Raw genomic sequence first — 16,331 nt, 5'->3', positions numbered from 1 at the left:
AGATGCTGCCGGCGAGTTCGCTGCTGGACACGCCGGCCGCGTCGCTCAACGACCCGGATTGGGCTGCTGCCGCGCGCCAGGCGCTGCAGCAGGCCGACGCGCGCCTGTACCGCCGCTTCGACCAGGGCGACAACATCGAGCGCCTGCTGGCGCTGCGCGCGCGCGCTGCCGACCATCTGATCCGCCTGGCCTGGCAGCGCTGCCTGCCGGCCGACAGCGGCCTGTCGCTGTTCGCGGTCGGTGGCTATGGCCGCGGTGAACTGTTCCCGCGTTCGGACATCGACCTGCTGGTGTTCGGCGATCCGCCGGCACAGCTGGCGCACGAAGCGGCATTGGCGCGCCTGTTCGCGCTGCTGTGGGACTGCGGATTGGCCGTCAGCCATGCGGTGCGTTCTGCATCGCAGTGCCGCGAGGCGGCAGCTGACCAGACCGTGCTGACCGCGTTGATCGAGGCGCGTCCGATCCTGGCCGATGATGCCGCGCGCCGCGCGCTGCGCGAGGCCATCGACGACCGCGAGCTGTGGCCGGCACGCAGCTTTTTCCTGGCCAAGCTGGAAGAGCTGCGCAACCGCCACCAGCGCTTCGGCGATACCGCCGACAACCTGGAGCCGGACCTGAAGGATGGCCCCGGCGGCCTGCGCGATCTCAACACGCTGGGCTGGATGGCGTTGCGTGCCTTCGGCGTGCGCGACCTGGAGGCCCTGGTCGGGCTCGGCCATCTGGGCGCCGACGAAGCCGCGGCGTTGAAGCGCGAACGTGCCGTGCTGGCGCGGTTGCGCTTCGGCCTGCACCTGGTCGCGCGCCGTCCGGAAGAACGCCTGCGTTTCGATTACCAGAAGACCCTGGCCGCGCGCCTGGGCTTCGAAGACGATGCCGAGAATCTCGGTGTCGAAAAAATGATGCAGGGCTTCTACCGCGCCGCGCTGGTGGTGCGCCGGATCAGCGACCGCCTGCTGCAGCGCTTCGAGGAACAGTTCGATGGCGAGGCCCAGCCGGAACCGCTGACCGTGGGCTTTTCCCTGCGCCGTGGCTACCTGGCCGCCAACGAGGCCGACTGGCCGCGCGGCGACATCGGCCAGGTGTTCGCACTGTTTTCCAGCTGGGCCAACAACCCGCAGGTGCGCGGACTGCACTCGCTGACCGCGCGTGCACTGGCCGAGTCGCTGCCGCTGCTGCCCGCATATGACCAGGCCGACACCGATGCACGCGAGCAGTTCCTGGCCCTGCTGCGCGGCCAGCGTCCGGTCGATACGCTTTCGCGCATGGCGCGGCTGGGCGTGCTTGGCCAGTGGATTCCCGCGTTCGCCCAGGTCAGCGGGCGCATGCAGTTCGACCTGTTCCATGTCTATACGGTCGACCAGCACACGCTGATGGTCCTGCGCAACATCGGCCAGTTCGCCAGCAGCCGCGCCGACGAGCGCTTCTCGATCGCGCACGAAGTGTGGCCGCGCCTGCGCAAGCCGGAACTGCTGCTGCTGGCCGGCCTGTTCCATGACATCGCCAAGGGCCGTGGCGGCGACCACTCGGAGCTGGGTGCGGTGGACGCGCGCGCGTTCTGCCAGGCGCATGCGCTCAGTGGCACTGATACCGAGCTGGTGGCATGGCTGGTCGAACAGCACCTGCGCATGTCGGTGACCGCGCAGAAGCAGGACATCGCCGATCCGGTGGTGATCCACCGCTTCGCCACCCTGGTCGGCAGTCGCGACCGCCTGGACTACCTGTACCTGCTGACCTGTGCCGACATTGCCGGCACCAGCCCGAAACTGTGGAATGCCTGGAAGGATCGCCTGCTGGCCGATCTGTACTTCGCCACCCGGCGCGCGCTGCGCGAGGGGCTGGAGCACCCGGTACCGGCCGCCGAGCGCGTGGCCGAGGCACGTGACAGCGTGCGCGCACTGGTGCGCGAGCAGGGCTACGACGATGCCACCATCGACCGCCAGTTCGCGGTGATGCCCGATGAGGGCTTCATCCGCCTGCGCCCGGAGCAGCTGGCCTGGCAGGCTGCCGCGCTGGTGCCGGTGAAGCAGGGCCAGGCGCTGGTGAAGGTTCGCCGGATCAGCGTCGACGACCCGGCGCTGGAAGTGTTCGTGCACTCGCCCGACCGCGACGGCCTGTTTGCCGCGATCGTGATGACCCTGGACCGCAAGGGCTACGGCATCCACCGCGCACGCGTGCTGGACGGTCCGGCCGACACCATCTTCGATACCTTCGAAGTGAACCCGGCCGATACCTTTGCCGATGGCAGCAGTGCCAACCTGGAGGGGGCCCTGCGCGAGGCACTCAGCGGTGACCTGTCGCGGCTGCGGCCGTCGCGCCGGGTCGTGCCGCGGCAGTTGAGGCACTTCCGCTTCGCCCCGCGCATCGAGTTCCGCGATGAGCCAGGCGCAACCCGTTTTGCCCTGGTCGCCCCCGACCGTCCCGGCCTGCTGGCCGATGTGGCGTTCGTGCTGCGCAACCAGGGCCTGCGCGTGCATGATGCGCGCATTGCAACGTTCGGCGAACGCGCCGAAGACACCTTCGTGATCAGTGACGAACACGACCTCCCCCTGACTGAACCTGCCCGGCAGCAGCTGCATGACGCGATGCTGGCCTGCCTGGACCCTGATCGAAACGCCGGAGACCCCGCCTGATGGCCACCAAGCCCGCCAAGAAGACCGCCGCGACCCCCAAGAGCGCAGCGGCCCGGAAACCTGCTGCCGCCGCACAGACCGCGAAGAAGACCCCTGCGCCGAAGAAGGCCGCTGCGGTGAAGGCCCCGGCGAAGAAGACGGCCGCGGTGAAGCGTGCTGTGAAGAAGCCGGTGCCGGCCAAGAGCGCCGAAGCGGTCCGCGCCGAGACCATCGCCCGCAAGTCGCTGCGCAAGCCGTCGGCACCGGGCGTGGAAGAGCTGAAGTTCGGCATCGAGAGCGCCTTCGAGCGCCGTGCGACGCTGACCCTGCACGAGCTGGAAGGTTCCACCCGTCCGCTGGTCAACCGCGTGATCGACGGCCTGGAAACCGGTGAATTCCGTGTCGCCGAGCCGGACGGCCAGGGTGGCTGGAAGGTCAACGAGTGGCTGAAGAAGGCGGTGCTGCTGTACTTCCGCGTCAACGACATGGCGGTGGTCGATGCGCGCCCGGCGCCGTTCTGGGACAAGGTCGAATCGCGCTTCGCCGGTTATGACGAAGCGAAGTTCCGCCGTGGCGGCGTGCGCGTGGTGCCGGGCGCGATCGCCCGCCGCGGTACCTACTTCGGCAAGGACGTGGTGCTGATGCCGAGCTTCACCAACATCGGCGCCTATGTCGGCGAAGGCACCATGGTCGACACCTGGGCCACCGTCGGTTCCTGCGCGCAGATCGGCCAGCACTGCCACCTGTCCGGCGGCGCCGGTATCGGCGGCGTGCTGGAGCCGCTGCAGGCCAGCCCGACCATCATCGAGGACCACTGCTTCATCGGTGCGCGTTCGGAAGTGGTGGAAGGCGTGGTGGTCGGCCACCACAGCGTGATCGGCATGGGCGTGTTCCTCAGCCAGAGCACCCGCATCTACAACCGTGCTACCGGCGAGATCACCTACGGCTACATCCCGCCGTACAGCGTGGTGGTGTCCGGCTCGCTGCCGAGCAAGGACGGCACCCATTCGCTGTACTGCGCGGTGATCGTCAAGCAGGTTGATGCCAAGACCCGCAGCAAGACCAGCGTCAACGACCTGCTGCGCGGCCTGGCCGACTGAGGATGACGGCGCCGGAGGATCTGGCGCAGTCCGCGATCTACCAGCATCCGTCCGACACCCTGTTCGGGCGGATGCTGCCGCGCCTGCTGCACGCCCCGCGCTGGACCCGGCTGCGCCGCGCGCTGTCGCGGCGCTGGCCGATGCCGGCGCTGGTCAGCGATGTACGCGACGTGGTCTACGTGAGCTGGTGGGTCGACGTGCGCCACGCGCCGATGCCACCACCAGGCCATCACTACGTGGTCCATGCCGGACGCACGCCCTACACCATCCTCAGCTACCTGCACGGGCACTTCGGGCCCGCGCTGGCCGGGCCGCTGCGCTCGCTGATGCCGTCTCCCAGGCAGAGCAACTGGCGCTGGTACCTGCGTCGTGACGACGATCCGGACGGGGCGCCGGTGGTGCTGTTCGATCGCAACGTGATGGACCAGCTGGCCTTCGTCGCCGGCGCGCGCGCTTTCAGCGATGCCATGCAGCCGCACCTGTCGGTGCGCTTCACGCATGCGCTGGATGCCGAAGGCAGTGGCCACACGCGGATCGAGGGCGGGCAGGGCAGTGCCCCGGCGCTGCACCTGCAGTGGCAGGCCGCTGCGGGCTGGCACGATGCCGGGTGGGCGGCGGCCTTCGGCAGCCATCAGGCCCTGCTGCGTTTCCTGACCTGCCAGGACGAGGCCATCGCCCGTACCTGCGACCAGCGCTGGGCCAGCACCCGCATCGCTCTGCCGGTGGACATCGCACAGCTGCAACCGCTGCAGCTGGAAGGCGAACCGCAGTGCCCGCGCCTGCAGGCGATGGGCGTGGCGCTGCACGAGGGGCTGGCCTTCCGGCTGCCAAGGGTACCGTTCCGGGTCGTGTCCGAGCGCCTGTTGTGAGATTCTGGCCCTCTGTTTTCCAGCATCACAGATGGCCATGAGCACCACTGTCTACGGTTTGAAGAACTGCGATACCTGCAAGAAGGCGACCAAGTGGCTGGACCGCTTCGGCGTGCCGTACACCTTCGTCGACTACCGCGACAACAAACCCAGCCCGGAAACGCTGCTGGCATGGGCGGCGCAGCTGGGTGGCCTGGCCGCGATGGTCAACAAGTCCTCCACCACCTGGCGGCAGCTGCCGGACAACCGCAAGGCCGCCGACTCCGAGGCCGAATGGAAGCTGCTGCTGCGCGAGTACCCGCAGCTGATCAAGCGCCCGCTCGTGGTCACCGCCGACGGCGCGGTCAGCCAGGGTTTCAGTGACAACGGCTTCAAGGCCCGCTTCGGCGTGGGTGACGCATGAGCGCGGTCCTCGACCTGACCTGCGAGCTGATCGCACGGCCCTCGGTGACGCCGGAGGATGCCGGTTGCCAGGCGCTGCTGGCGGCACGCCTGAAGCAGGCCGGGTTCCAGTGCGATCACCTGCGGCTGGGCGAGGTCGACAACCTGTGGGCGACCCATGGCCAAGGCGCGCCGGTGCTGGTGCTGCTGGGCCACACCGACGTGGTGCCGACGGGCCCGCGCGAGGCCTGGGCCAGCGACCCGTTCACGCCGCAGATCCGTGACGGCGTGCTGTACGGCCGTGGCACTGCCGACATGAAGGGCAGCGTGGCGGCGTTCGTGGTGGCGGCCGAGCAGTTCGTGGCCGCACATCCTGATCACCCCGGCACGCTGGCGGTGCTGTTGACCAGCGACGAGGAAGGCGATGCCATCGATGGCGTGCGCCACGTCGCACGGCTGTTCGCCGAGCGCGGCCAGCGCATCGACTGGTGCATCACCGGCGAGCCGTCGTCGACCGCGACGCTGGGTGACCTGCTGCGCGTGGGTCGTCGTGGCAGCCTGTCGGCCAGGCTGCGCGTGGAGGGCGTGCAGGGCCATGTGGCGTATCCGGAGAAGGCACGCAACCCGATCCACCAGGCGGCGTCGGCCCTGGCCGAGCTGAGTGCACGGCGCTGGGACGACGGCTACGAGAGTTTCCCGCCGACCAGCCTGCAGATCTCCAACATCCATGCCGGCACCGGTGCCAACAACGTGATTCCCGGCGAGCTCGAGGTGGATTTCAACATCCGCTACAACCCGCACTGGGATGCACCGAAGCTGGAAGCGGAGATCACCGCGCTGCTGGAACGGCATGGCCTGCAGTACACGCTGAAGTGGCATCGCAGCGGCGAGCCGTTCTACACCCCGGAAGGCACGCTGCGCGCCACCGCGCGTGCGGTGCTGGCCGAGCACATCGGCCGTGCACCGGAGGAAAGCACCGGTGGCGGCACGTCCGATGCCCGCTTCATCGCGCCATTGGGCGCGCAGTGCATCGAAGTGGGGCCGGTCAACGCCAGCATCCACCAGGTGGACGAGAACGTGCGCGTGGACGATCTGGAAGCGTTGCCGGGGCTGTACCAGCGGCTGGTGGAACGGCTGCTGGCGTGAGCCTGCGACGGTGGGTGCCGACCGTTGGTCGGCACGCCTTTCGCCGGCACTGCTTTCCCGTAGAGCCGAGCCATGCTCGGCTGGGTTATCCCGGCAGGAGCAGCCGAGCATGGCTCGGCTCTACAGAACTGCAGCCGGGCTCTACTCAGAAAAAATGAAGAACGGCGGCGCGACCGCCTTCTTCCAGTAACTCGGCGCGGCCATGTAGAAGTGCTGCGCTTCGGCCCTGGCGAACCAGTGCGCCGCTGCGTCGGTGTCCTTCTCCACGCCCGGCGCACCGCGGCCCAGCAGCAGCCCGGCGAAGTACTGGCCGAACACATTGCCCTGCTCACCGGCGCGCTGGTACAGCTGCAGCGCACGCGCAGGATCGCGTGGCAGGCCTACGCCTTTTTCCAGCAGCGCGCCCAGATCGACCTGTGCGTCGGCATCGCCACGCTCGGCGCGACGCTGGATCTGCGCAACCCGCGGATGCACGGTGTCACCCTGTGCGGCGACCGCATCCGGCAGTCGTGACGATGAACTCGGGTAGCGCTCGTAGATCATTCCGCGCAGGTCCCAGCGCAGCGCCTGTTGCACGTCGCCTCGCTGGCGATAGCTCTTGGCGAGCCCGTGGAACGCATAGGGATTGCCGTGGTTGGCAGCCGCCAGATACGCACGTTCACCGCGTCGCCAGGACGCGCGCAGCACCGGAGCCGGGTTGATGTGGGGGCTGTCGGCATACCGCAGCGTGCCGGAGATCCAGATCCGGCCCAGTGCTTCTTCCGCCCTGGTGTTGTGGAAGGTCCAGGGCGTGGCCGCTGCGGCACGCTCGTAGTAGGCGATGGCGCGCGGATCGTTGAAGCGCTCGAAGGTCTGCGCGGTATCAAAGGCGCCCTCGAAGCTGCCGTCGGTGCCGCGTTGTTCCAATGCCTGCTGCTGGGACTGCGGCAGCGTAGAAGGCGGGGGCAGGGTCTGGCAGGCGGCCAGGCCCAGGCAGAGCAGGGCGGCCAGCGCCGCGTTGCGTCCAGTGCGGTGTTGCATTTCCATTACACGTTTCACGGCGGGCCATTATGCGCGCCGGGGAGTGGTTGCCAACGCAACGGTTGCGCCGTGCCGGAAACCGGGGTAGGGTCGATGCCATGTCGATCCGCCTGGCCACCGCCGTCAATAACAACAACCGCAATAATCTGCGCGCGAATAATCGTGCGCGGCCGATGCGGGACTGCGCCCTGGGTAGATAGACAGCAACACACGCCCGGACACCAGAAAACCCGCATCAGCCGATGCGGGTTTTTTTGTGCCCGGGCGCAGCCCCACCCGGGCCTGGATGGCCGGTCGAACACCTTCCCACCCGTGAAATCCCCCAACAGGAGCTCTCCCATGTGTTCGATCTTCGGAATCTTCGGCCTGCAGGCCGGTGACGATCTTCCCGCCCTGCGCCGCCATGCGCTGGAACTGTCGCAGCGCCAGCGCCACCGTGGCCCCGACTGGAGCGGCGTGTACCTCGACGAAGGTGCGCTGCTGGTCCATGAGCGGCTGGCCATCGTCGACCCGGCCGGTGGTTCGCAGCCGCTGCTGTCGGCCGATGGCCAGCTGGCGCTGGCGGTGAACGGCGAGATCTACAACCACCAGGCATTGAAGGCGGCGCTGACCACCGCCTACGACTTCCAGACCGGCTCGGACTGCGAGGTGATCAACGCGCTGTACCGCCAGGGCGGCGCGCCGGCGCAGTGGCTGGAACAGCTCAACGGCATCTTCGCCTTCGCGCTGTGGGACCGCGACAGCGGCCGCGTGCTGGTGGCGCGTGACCCGGTCGGCGTGGTGCCGCTGTACTGGGGCCACGATGCCCAGGGACGCCTGCGCGTTGCCTCGGAAATGAAGGCACTGGTCGATACCTGTGCCGACGTCGCGCAGTTCCCGCCGGGGCACTATTTCGTCAGTGCCAGCGGTGAACTGGTGCGCTACTACCAGCAGCCGTGGCGCGACTACGCGGACGTGCAGGGCCACCAGGCCGACCTGGCCGAACTGCGCCAGGCGTTCGAGCATGCTGTGGAGCGCCAGCTGATGAGCGATGTGCCATACGGCGTGCTGCTGTCCGGTGGCCTCGATTCATCGCTGGTGGCGGCAGTTGCCGCACGCTACGCGCGTCGCCGCATCGAGGATGGTGGGCAGACCGAAGCCTGGTGGCCGCGTCTGCATTCGTTCGCGATCGGCCTGAAGGGCTCGCCCGATCTGGCCGCCGCTGCGATCGCCGCTGAAGCGCTGGGCACCGTGCATCATGGCTTCGAGTACACCTTCGAGGAAGGCCTCGATGCGCTGCCGGAAGTGATCCGCCACATCGAGACCTACGACGTCACCACCATCCGCGCATCGACGCCGATGTTCCTGCTGGCGCGGCGGATCAAGGCGATGGGGGTGAAGATGGTGCTGTCCGGCGAGGGCAGTGACGAGATCTTCGGTGGCTACCTGTACTTCCACAAGGCACCGGATGCGCGTGAATTCCACGACGAGCTGGTACGCAAGCTCGACGCCCTGCACAACTACGACTGCCTGCGCGCCAACAAGTCGATGATGGCCTGGGGCGTGGAGCCGCGCGTGCCGTTCCTCGACCGTGAGTTCCTCGATGTGGCGATGCGCTTCGATGCCGCGCACAAGATGGTCGGTGCCGGCTTTGGTGGCCGTCGCATCGAGAAGGCGGTGCTGCGCGAGGCGTTCGACGGCTACCTGCCGGACAGCATCCTGTGGCGGCAGAAGGAGCAGTTCAGTGATGGCGTTGGCTACGGCTGGATCGATGGGCTGAAGGCGCATGCCGAAGCACAGGTGAGCGACCGCGTCCTGGCAGCGGCCGACAAGCGCTTCCCGCACAACCCGCCACAGACCAAGGAGGCGTACTACTACCGCCACCTGTTCGAGCAGTTCTTCCCGAGCCGTGCGGCCGCCGAAACCGTGCCGGGTGGCAAGTCGATCGCCTGCTCGTCGCCGGCGGCCATTGCCTGGGACGCCAGTTTCGCCGCCGCTGCAGATCCCTCGGGTCGCGCGATCGCCGGCGTGCACGCGCAGGCACTGGCCTAAGCGTCAAAAAGGGGACGGAGGGGATCAAGTCGTTTGTGCCATTAACGCCTTAATCCCCTCCGTCCCCTTTTTGTATCATCGCCCCCTGCACATTGGGGAATGTTCATGGACGTACAGACCGGGGGCCGGGCGCCGCCGATCAAGTGGGGCTGGCGCTACCTGGCCTGGGCCGGGGTGCCGTTGCTGGCTGGCGTGCTGCTGGCGCGATATGCCGGGCCGGCGGCGCCCGAGGCGGTCGTCCGTGCCACCGCCGCCGCTGAAGGCAGCTGGGTGCAGCACCTGGCGTCTCCGCTGGGCCTGTTCCTGCTGCAGCTGCTGGTGCTGCTGCTGGTGGCCAAGGGCGCGGGGGCGCTGCTCAAGCGCTTTGGACAGCCGGCGGTGATCGGCGAAATGGCCGCCGGCCTGATGATGGGGCCGCTGGTGCTCGGCAGCCTGCTGCCGCAGCTGCATGGTGCGCTGTTCCCGGCCAGTTCGTTGGGTCCGCTGGGCATGCTCAGCCAGCTGGGCGTGCTGATGTTCCTGCTGGTGGCCGGTGCCGAACTCGATCTGGCGGCGCTGCGTGGCCGCCGGCGTTTCGCCTTCACGGTCAGCCACGCCGGCATTGCCGTGCCGTTCGTGCTCGGCGTCGCGTTGGCGATCTGGCTATATCCGCAGCACGGACCACAGGGTGTGGGCTTCACCGCATTCGCACTTTTCGTGGGTATCTCGATGAGCATCACGGCCTTCCCCGTGCTGCTGCGCATCCTGGCCGATCGCGGGATCACACAGACGCCACTGGGGCAGACCGCGATCGCCTGCGCTGCCTTGGGCGATGCCACCGCGTGGTGCCTGCTGGCGCTGATCGTGGCCGCCGCCCAGGCCAGCGGCTGGTTGCCGGCCAGCCTCAACCTGTTGTGCGTGGTCGCGTTCGTGGCGTTGATGCTGGGGCTGGTGAAGCCGTGGTTCGCACGCCAGCAGATTGCGCCGGGCCGTGAGGGGCGCTGGCTGCTCGGTATCCTGCTGCTGTCGCTGGGCAGTGCGCTGGTCACCGAGATGCTGGGCATCCACGCGCTGTTCGGGGCGTTCGCTGCGGGCGTCGCGGTATCGTCCAATGCGCAGCTGCGTGACCTGCTGATGGCCCGTGTCGAGCCGTTCGCAGTCACCCTGCTGCTGCCGTTGTTCTTCGCCATGACCGGGCTGCGCATGCGCGCCGATGCGCTGCAGGCCAGCGACATCGTGTTGTGCGTGGTGGTGATCGCGGTGGCCACGACAGGCAAGCTGCTGGGCACCTTCAGTGCCGCGCGCAGTGCCGGCATGCCCACGCGCGAAGCGTGGCGGCTGGGCGCGCTGATGAACACCCGCGGCCTGATGGAGCTGATCGTGCTCAACCTGGGCTACGAGCTGGGCCTGCTCGGCGACCGCCTGTTCGCGGTGCTGGTGATCATGGCGCTGGTGACCACGGCGATGACCGGGCCGCTGCTGAACCTGATCGAACGGCGCAGGGGCTGAGTGCTGGAGGGTAGTGCCGGCCGCTGGCCGGCATCCAGGCAAGTGTGTCCAGCATCATGAGGTTGCCGGCCAGCGGCCGGCACTACCGTGCTGGCGCTACCGCGCCGGCACCAGCGTCATCGTGTGCTGCGCCTTGCCGGGCAGGAACGGCGTCGGGCGCCCATGCACCCAGTCCTCGTGGCCGGCGCCCCAGTACGGTGACAGCGGATGGCCGCTCTGGCCGCCGGGCATATGCACGATGCCGTCGGCCTCGTGGCCGGGCGAGACCACCATGCGCTCGGAGGCGCCGAAGTTCGGCGTCTGCACGCGCGGCATGTCCCGGTCGCCGGGCAGGCGGTCGGCCGGCATGCACAGCCAGCGCTTGGCGATGTCCGGCAGTGCCCGCGCGATGGGATGGCAGATCGCCGCGGTATTGCGTTCGCCCCAGCTGCGCTTGGCCAGCGGGCCCTGCTTGGCCAGCTCACGCTCGGTGCGGCGTGCCGCGTCGATCAGCAGCGCATCCCAGCTGTCGAAGGCGGCTGGCAGCAGGTTGGCCGGACGCTGTTGCAGCATCGGCCAGGCCACGCCTTCCAACTGTGCCAGGCGCGGGTCCAGGTAGTCATCGCCCAGCTGCGCGTTGGCCGGGGCCAGCAGTGCATCGGACAGCGTGGCCATGACCTGGGTGCGGAATTCACGCACCACCCGGTAGCTCACCGAACTGGCCGAGGCGCGCCCGCCCCACTGGTGACTGACTGCTTCCAGCCGCTTCAGGGCCGGGTCGTCGCTGTGCTCCAGCACATCGTGCAACAGCACCCACCAGCGCTGCAGGAACACGGCGCGGTCGTCGAGCTGGATCGCCAGCAGGTCGTGCTCGTCGAAGCGCTCCTGGATCGCCAGCAGGTCGCGGATCTGCCGCGCGCGGGCGCCGAGGTCATAGCCGCCGTTGCCGACGCTGGCCAGTGCCGCGCCGTCGAGGACGCGTCCATTGGCGGTCCACAGGCGATGGTTGGGTGGGTCGATCAATGCCGGTGAGGCATCGCTGCGGATCGGCCACGGCGCGCAGTCCTGGTTGCTGGCGGCGTTGAAGCCGGCCGGTGCACAGCCAGGGCCGCGGTCCGGGCGGGCGCCGATCAGGCGCCAGGCGATGCGCCCGCTGCGATCACCGACCACCAGGTTCTGCGCGGGGATGCCGGCACGGTCGGCGAAGTGCAGTGCACCGTCCAGGTCGCCGGCGCGGGCCAGATCAGCGAAGTCCAGGCGCACGGCGCCGGGCAGGTGTGCGACCCAGCGCAGCGCATCGCCACTGCCATCGGCATGGGTATGCAGGATCGGCCCCCAGGCGGTTTCGCGTACCGGGAACAGCACGTCGGCCTGGCCGGCCACGGCGATGCGTTCTTCGTGCACGGTCACGGCGGCGTTGGCCGGTTCCGTGCGGTAGTCCGCCGTGTCGATGTAGCTGTTGGTGAAGCCCCAGGCGACGTGGCCGTTGCTGCCGACGATCACTGCCGGCAGGCCGGGCAGCGAGAAGCCGGTGACATCGACCTGGCCGCCGGCAGCCTGCGGGTCGGGGTAGCGCAGGCGCACGCGGAACCACAGGCCGGGTGCACGCAGGCCCAGGTGCATGTCGTCGGCGACGATCGCGCGGCCGTCGGCGGTGAGTGCACCGGCCACCGCGAAGTTGTTGCTGCCGATGACGTCGGCCTCTTCCTGCTCGGTGCCCGTTTTTCCCTTCAACGTGCGCAGGTCCAGGTGGCTGGCATCGGGCAGGGCGGCGTTGCCGGTGGGTCCGCCGAACAGCGGTGCATCCCATTCAGTGCCGTCGTGGGCGATCAGTGCGTACAGCGCTGGCGGCACCACCGCGCGGATGCGGCTGAGCGCAAGCTCGGTCTGGTTGTCCGGGTCCTGCAGGTCGGCGTACATGGCCAGCCCGGTCAGTACGCTGTCGCTGGCCTGCCACGGTTGCGGTGACTGCCGCAGCAGCAGGTAGGCCCACGGGCGCACGGAGAGATCGGCCAGGCCTTCGTTGACGCCTTCCACGTAGGCACGTACGGCATCGCCGTTATCGCCCAATGCAGCGTCCAGGTGCGCTTCGGTGCGTGCGCGCAGGCGATGCACGCGCATGCGCTTGTCAGCATCGATGGCCTTGGGGCCGAACAGCGCCGACAGCTCGCCGGCGGCACTGCGGCGCATCAGGTCCATCTCGAAAAAACGTTCCTGCGCATGCACGCGGCCGAGCGCACGCATCGCGTCGGCCTGGCTGCTGGCGGAAATGGTGACCACGCCCAGCGCATCACGCTCGATGGTGACCGGCTTGGCCAGGCCCGGCAGCGCATGCTCGCCATCCAGGTCGGCCAGGCTGCCGCGCAGCAGCAGCCACAGCACCAGGGCGGTGACCAGCACGATGGCGATCAACACGCCCAGCACCCAACGCCATGTACGTCGCATCGCACGTCCTTTCCGAACTCGTGGGCTGATTGTAGCCGCAGGCGCAACTGCGACTGATTCCGATTAGATCACCGTATTTTGAAATGCGGCACCCTATGTCACATCGATTCACAGGAGCCCCCCCATGAAAGGCAACCCGGACGTCATCGCCTGCCTGAAGGAACTGCTGCGCGGCGAGCTTGCTGCCCGCGACCAGTACTTCATCCATTCCCGCCGCTACGAGGACCAAGGCCTGTTCGCGCTGTACGAACGCCTGAACCACGAGATGGAAGAGGAAACCCAGCACGCCGATGCGCTGCTGCGCCGGATCCTGTTCCTGGGCGGCGACCCGGACATGCGCCCGCACGCCACCGAGCCGGGCAAGACCGTGGAGGAGATGCTGCAGAAGGATCTCGATACTGAATACGCGGTTCGGAACAATCTCGCCGCCGGCATGAAGCTGTGCGAAGAGAAGGGTGACTACGTGAGCCGCGACATCCTGCTGGCCCAGCTGAAGGACACCGAGGAAGACCACGCCTGGTGGCTGGAGCAGCAGCTGGGCCTGATCAAGCGCATCGGCCTGGAGCTGTACCAGCTGAGCAAGATCGACGGCAACGGCGCTCCGGCGCACTGAGCCGCAGGTGGCGCCGGGCCATGCCCGGTGACCACCCGGTAGAGCCGACCGCTGGTCGGCTGCTCTGCAGAAAGCAGCCGACCAGCGGTCGGCTCTACCAGAAGAAGCACAGCGTTCTGTCGCCAGCCAGCACCAGAGCACCGCCAGCCAGCCTTCGCCCGCCAGCTGCTCTACCGCCCGCCAGCCGACAACGAAAAAGCCGGGGAAAGCCCCGGCTTTTTCGTGTCCGGGGTCGGATCCGTTTTCAACGAAAACGGCTCTGACCCCATTGGGATGGAAAACGCCAACCGGGGTTGGCGTCTACCGGGGCAAGGCGTGTCAACCAAGGTTGACACCCACCAGGAGCAGGGCCGCGGCCCTCACTCCACCGACAACCCTTCCACCTTCTGCCAGCCGCGCGGCAGCAGGTGGCCGCGGGTGGCGCGGGCGCCGAGGTAGGCTTCCAGTTCGTTGAACTTCAGGCCCATGGTGCGCTGGCCACTTCGTACCTGCAGGGTCTGGCCGGGGCTGATCGCAACCACGGCGACCACGCGTTCGGTGGCGAGCTTGGCCTTCGGGATCTCGATGATCTTGTTGCCCTTGCCCTTGTCCAGTTCCGGCAGGTCGTTGGCGGCGATCGCCAGCAGGTTGCCGGAGCTGGTCACCGCCACGATGCGATCGGTGGCGACGTTGGCGACCACCGACGGGGTCAGCACCGACGAACCGGCCGACAGGTTCAGCATCGCCTTGCCGGCCTTGTTGCGGCCGATCAGGTTCTCGAAGCGGGTGACGAAGCCGTAGCCGTGGGTGGAGGCCAGCACGAAGCGGGTGTCCGGCTCGGCGCTGGCCAGGGTCACGAAGCTGGTGCCCGGTGCCGGCGAGAAGCGGCCGGTCAGCGGTTCACCGTTGCCACGCGCGGAAGGCAGGGTATGCACCGGCGTCGAGTAGGCGCGGCCCTCGCTGTCGAGGAACGCGACCTGCTGGGTGCTGCGCGCACGTACCGCGCCCTGCAGGGCGTCGCCGTCGCGGTAGGACAGGGCGGACGCATCGACGTCGTGGCCCTTGGCCGCACGGATCCAGCCCTTCTCCGACAGCACCACGGTCATCGGCTCGCTCGGCACCAGCTCGGTCTCGTCGATGGCCTGTGCCGCCTGGCGCTGCACCAGCGGCGAGCGGCGGGCGTCGCCGAACTTCTTGGCGTCGGCGGTCAGCTCGTCGCGGATCAGCTTCTTCAGCTTGGCCTTGCTGTCGAGGATGCCGAGGATCTTCTCGCGCTCCTTGGCCAGTTCGTCCTGCTCGCCGCGGATCTTCATCTCTTCCAGGCGGGCCAGCTGCTTCAGCTTGGTTTCCAGGATGTACTCGGCCTGGTCCTCGGACAGGCCGAAGCGCGCGATCAGCGCCGCCTTCGGTTCGTCCTCGGTCCGGATGATGTGGATCACCTCGTCCAGGTTGAGGAAGGCGACCAGCAGGCCTTCCAACAGGTGCAGGCGGCGCTCGACCTTCTGCAGGCGGTGCTGCAGGCGGCGGGTGACGGTGTTGCTGCGGAAGGTCAGCCATTCGCTGAGCAGCATCTTCAGGTTCTTCACCTGCGGACGGCCGTCCAGCCCGATCACGTTGAGGTTGACGCGGTAGCTGCGCTCCATGTCCGTGGTGGCGAACAGGTGGCCCATCAGCTGGTCGGCGTCGACGCGGTTGGAACGCGGCACCAGCACCACGCGCACCGGGTTGGCGTGGTCGGACTCATCGCGGATGTCCTCCAGCCACGGCAGCTTCTTGGCGCGCATCTGCGCGGCGATCTGCTCGATCACCTTCGACGGCGACACCTGGAACGGCAGCGCGGTGACCACGATGTTGTGCGCTTCCTTGGTGAAGGTCGCACGTGCGCGCACGCTGCCGTTGCCGGTCTCGTAGATGTTCCGCAAGTCGTTGGCCGAGGTGATGATCTCGGCGCTGGAGGGGTAGTCCGGGCCCTGCACGTGCTCGCACAGGTCGCGCACGCTGGCATCGGGGTTGTCCAGCAGGTGCAGCAGCGCGCTGACGATCTCGTTGAGATTGTGCGGCGGCACGTCGGTGGCCATGCCCACGGCGATGCCGGTGGTGCCGTTCAGCAGCAGGTGCGGCAGCCGCGCCGGCATCCAGGTCGGCTCCTGCAGGGTGCCGTCGAAGTTCGGTGCCCAGTCGGTGGTGCCCTGGCCCAGCTCGCCCAGCAGCACTTCGGCGATCGGGGTCAGCTTGGATTCGGTGTAACGCATCGCCGCGAACGACTTCGGGTCGTCGCTGGAGCCGAAGTTGCCCTGGCCCTCGATCAGCGGGTAGCGGTACGAGAACGGCTGGGCCATCAGCACCAGCGCCTCGTAGCACGCGCTGTCGCCGTGCGGGTGGTACTTACCGATGACGTCACCGACGGTGCGCGCGGACTTCTTCGGCTTGGACGCGGCGTTCAGGCCCAGCTCGCTCATCGAATAGATGATGCGGCGCTGCACCGGCTTCAGGCCGTCGCCGATGAACGGCAGGGCGCGGTCCAGGACCACATACATCGAGTAGTCGAGGTAGGCGCGTTCGGCGTACTCGCGCAGCGGCAGTTGTTCGAATCCGTGGAACACGGGGCGGGCAAGTTCGGTCATGCGGCGTTGTTACCTGTTGTCGGGAGGCGGCGACGGCGGTCGCCGCT

General features: G+C 68.2%; 11 protein-coding genes. 8 read left to right on the top strand and 3 right to left on the bottom strand.

What is annotated here, in order from left to right; all coding sequences use genetic code 11:
• Positions 1–2: 2 nt before the first annotated feature.
• Genes BKE09_RS04270 through dapE form a run of 5 tightly spaced genes read left to right on the top strand, consistent with a single transcriptional unit; the run spans position 3 to position 6,105 of the window.
• Complete coding sequence (locus BKE09_RS04270) at positions 3–2,630, top strand: [protein-PII] uridylyltransferase (RefSeq protein ID WP_075674919.1); 2,628 nt, start codon at positions 3–5, stop codon at positions 2,628–2,630.
• Complete coding sequence (gene dapD, locus BKE09_RS04265) at positions 2,630–3,709, top strand: 2,3,4,5-tetrahydropyridine-2,6-dicarboxylate N-succinyltransferase (RefSeq protein WP_075674918.1); 1,080 nt, start codon at positions 2,630–2,632, stop codon at positions 3,707–3,709. The genes BKE09_RS04270 and dapD overlap by 1 nt, the downstream gene beginning before the upstream one ends.
• Before the next feature lie 2 nt (positions 3,710–3,711).
• Positions 3,712–4,578 carry a hypothetical protein gene (locus BKE09_RS04260; protein WP_075674917.1) on the top strand — a complete coding sequence of 289 codons (867 nt, stop codon included), beginning with the start codon at positions 3,712–3,714 and terminating at the stop codon, positions 4,576–4,578.
• Positions 4,579–4,609: 31 nt separating this feature from the next.
• Positions 4,610–4,981: an arsenate reductase gene (locus tag BKE09_RS04255; RefSeq protein WP_170871724.1), complete on the top strand. Its 372-nt coding sequence runs from the start codon at positions 4,610–4,612 to the stop codon at positions 4,979–4,981.
• A complete protein-coding gene (gene dapE, locus BKE09_RS04250; protein ID WP_075674916.1) occupies positions 4,978–6,105 on the top strand; it encodes a succinyl-diaminopimelate desuccinylase in 1,128 nt (375 codons plus the stop codon). The genes BKE09_RS04255 and dapE overlap by 4 nt, the downstream gene beginning before the upstream one ends.
• A gap of 141 nt (positions 6,106–6,246) precedes the next feature.
• Here the strand turns inward: dapE and BKE09_RS04245 are convergent, their stop codons facing one another.
• Entirely contained in the window at positions 6,247–7,125 is an 879-nt protein-coding gene (locus tag BKE09_RS04245) for a tetratricopeptide repeat protein (RefSeq protein ID WP_075676568.1), read from the bottom strand.
• A 339-nt stretch (positions 7,126–7,464) separates the two neighbouring features.
• On the opposite strand from BKE09_RS04245, the gene asnB reads away from it, so the two are divergent.
• Both asnB and BKE09_RS04235 read left to right on the top strand, forming a co-directional pair.
• On the top strand, positions 7,465–9,156 hold the full coding sequence (gene asnB, locus BKE09_RS04240; protein WP_075674915.1) for an asparagine synthase B: 1,692 nt from the start codon (positions 7,465–7,467) through the stop codon (positions 9,154–9,156).
• A 99-nt stretch (positions 9,157–9,255) separates the two neighbouring features.
• On the top strand, positions 9,256–10,644 hold the full coding sequence (locus BKE09_RS04235; RefSeq protein ID WP_075674914.1) for a cation:proton antiporter: 1,389 nt from the start codon (positions 9,256–9,258) through the stop codon (positions 10,642–10,644).
• A 96-nt stretch (positions 10,645–10,740) separates the two neighbouring features.
• Here BKE09_RS04235 and BKE09_RS04230 read toward each other — a convergent pair whose 3' ends face one another.
• On the bottom strand, positions 10,741–13,068 hold the full coding sequence (locus BKE09_RS04230) for a penicillin acylase family protein (protein ID WP_075674913.1): 2,328 nt from the start codon (positions 13,066–13,068) through the stop codon (positions 10,741–10,743).
• Positions 13,069–13,192: 124 nt separating this feature from the next.
• Here BKE09_RS04230 and bfr point away from each other — a divergent pair, with 124 nt between their 5' ends.
• Complete coding sequence (gene bfr / locus BKE09_RS04225) at positions 13,193–13,681, top strand: bacterioferritin (RefSeq protein WP_005408763.1); 489 nt, start codon at positions 13,193–13,195, stop codon at positions 13,679–13,681.
• Positions 13,682–14,040: 359 nt separating this feature from the next.
• Here bfr and parC read toward each other — a convergent pair whose 3' ends face one another.
• A complete protein-coding gene (gene parC / locus BKE09_RS04220) occupies positions 14,041–16,284 on the bottom strand; it encodes a DNA topoisomerase IV subunit A (RefSeq protein ID WP_075674912.1) in 2,244 nt (747 codons plus the stop codon).
• Positions 16,285–16,331: the final 47 nt, after the last annotated feature.

Source organism: Stenotrophomonas sp. TD3 (assembly GCF_001939825.1).
GTDB lineage: Bacteria > Pseudomonadota > Gammaproteobacteria > Xanthomonadales > Xanthomonadaceae > Stenotrophomonas.
This window is presented reverse-complemented; position numbering and strand designations above follow the sequence as displayed.

Bases quoted from the DNA above. Each gene is read 5' to 3' on its own strand.
- BKE09_RS04260 (WP_075674917.1), top strand. From the start codon at position 3,712: ATGACGGCGCCGGAGGATCTGGCGCAGTCCGCGATCTACCAGCATCCG.
- BKE09_RS04255 (WP_170871724.1), top strand. From the start codon at position 4,610: ATGGCCATGAGCACCACTGTCTACGGTTTGAAGAACTGCGATACCTGC.
- parC (WP_075674912.1), bottom strand. From the start codon at position 16,284: ATGACCGAACTTGCCCGCCCCGTGTTCCACGGATTCGAACAACTGCCG.
- dapD (WP_075674918.1), top strand. From the start codon at position 2,630: ATGGCCACCAAGCCCGCCAAGAAGACCGCCGCGACCCCCAAGAGCGCA.
- asnB (WP_075674915.1), top strand. From the start codon at position 7,465: ATGTGTTCGATCTTCGGAATCTTCGGCCTGCAGGCCGGTGACGATCTT.
- BKE09_RS04230 (WP_075674913.1), bottom strand. From the start codon at position 13,068: ATGCGACGTACATGGCGTTGGGTGCTGGGCGTGTTGATCGCCATCGTG.
- bfr (WP_005408763.1), top strand. From the start codon at position 13,193: ATGAAAGGCAACCCGGACGTCATCGCCTGCCTGAAGGAACTGCTGCGC.
- BKE09_RS04245 (WP_075676568.1), bottom strand. From the start codon at position 7,125: ATGCAACACCGCACTGGACGCAACGCGGCGCTGGCCGCCCTGCTCTGC.
- dapE (WP_075674916.1), top strand. From the start codon at position 4,978: ATGAGCGCGGTCCTCGACCTGACCTGCGAGCTGATCGCACGGCCCTCG.
- BKE09_RS04235 (WP_075674914.1), top strand. From the start codon at position 9,256: ATGTTCATGGACGTACAGACCGGGGGCCGGGCGCCGCCGATCAAGTGG.
- BKE09_RS04270 (WP_075674919.1), top strand. From the start codon at position 3: ATGCTGCCGGCGAGTTCGCTGCTGGACACGCCGGCCGCGTCGCTCAAC.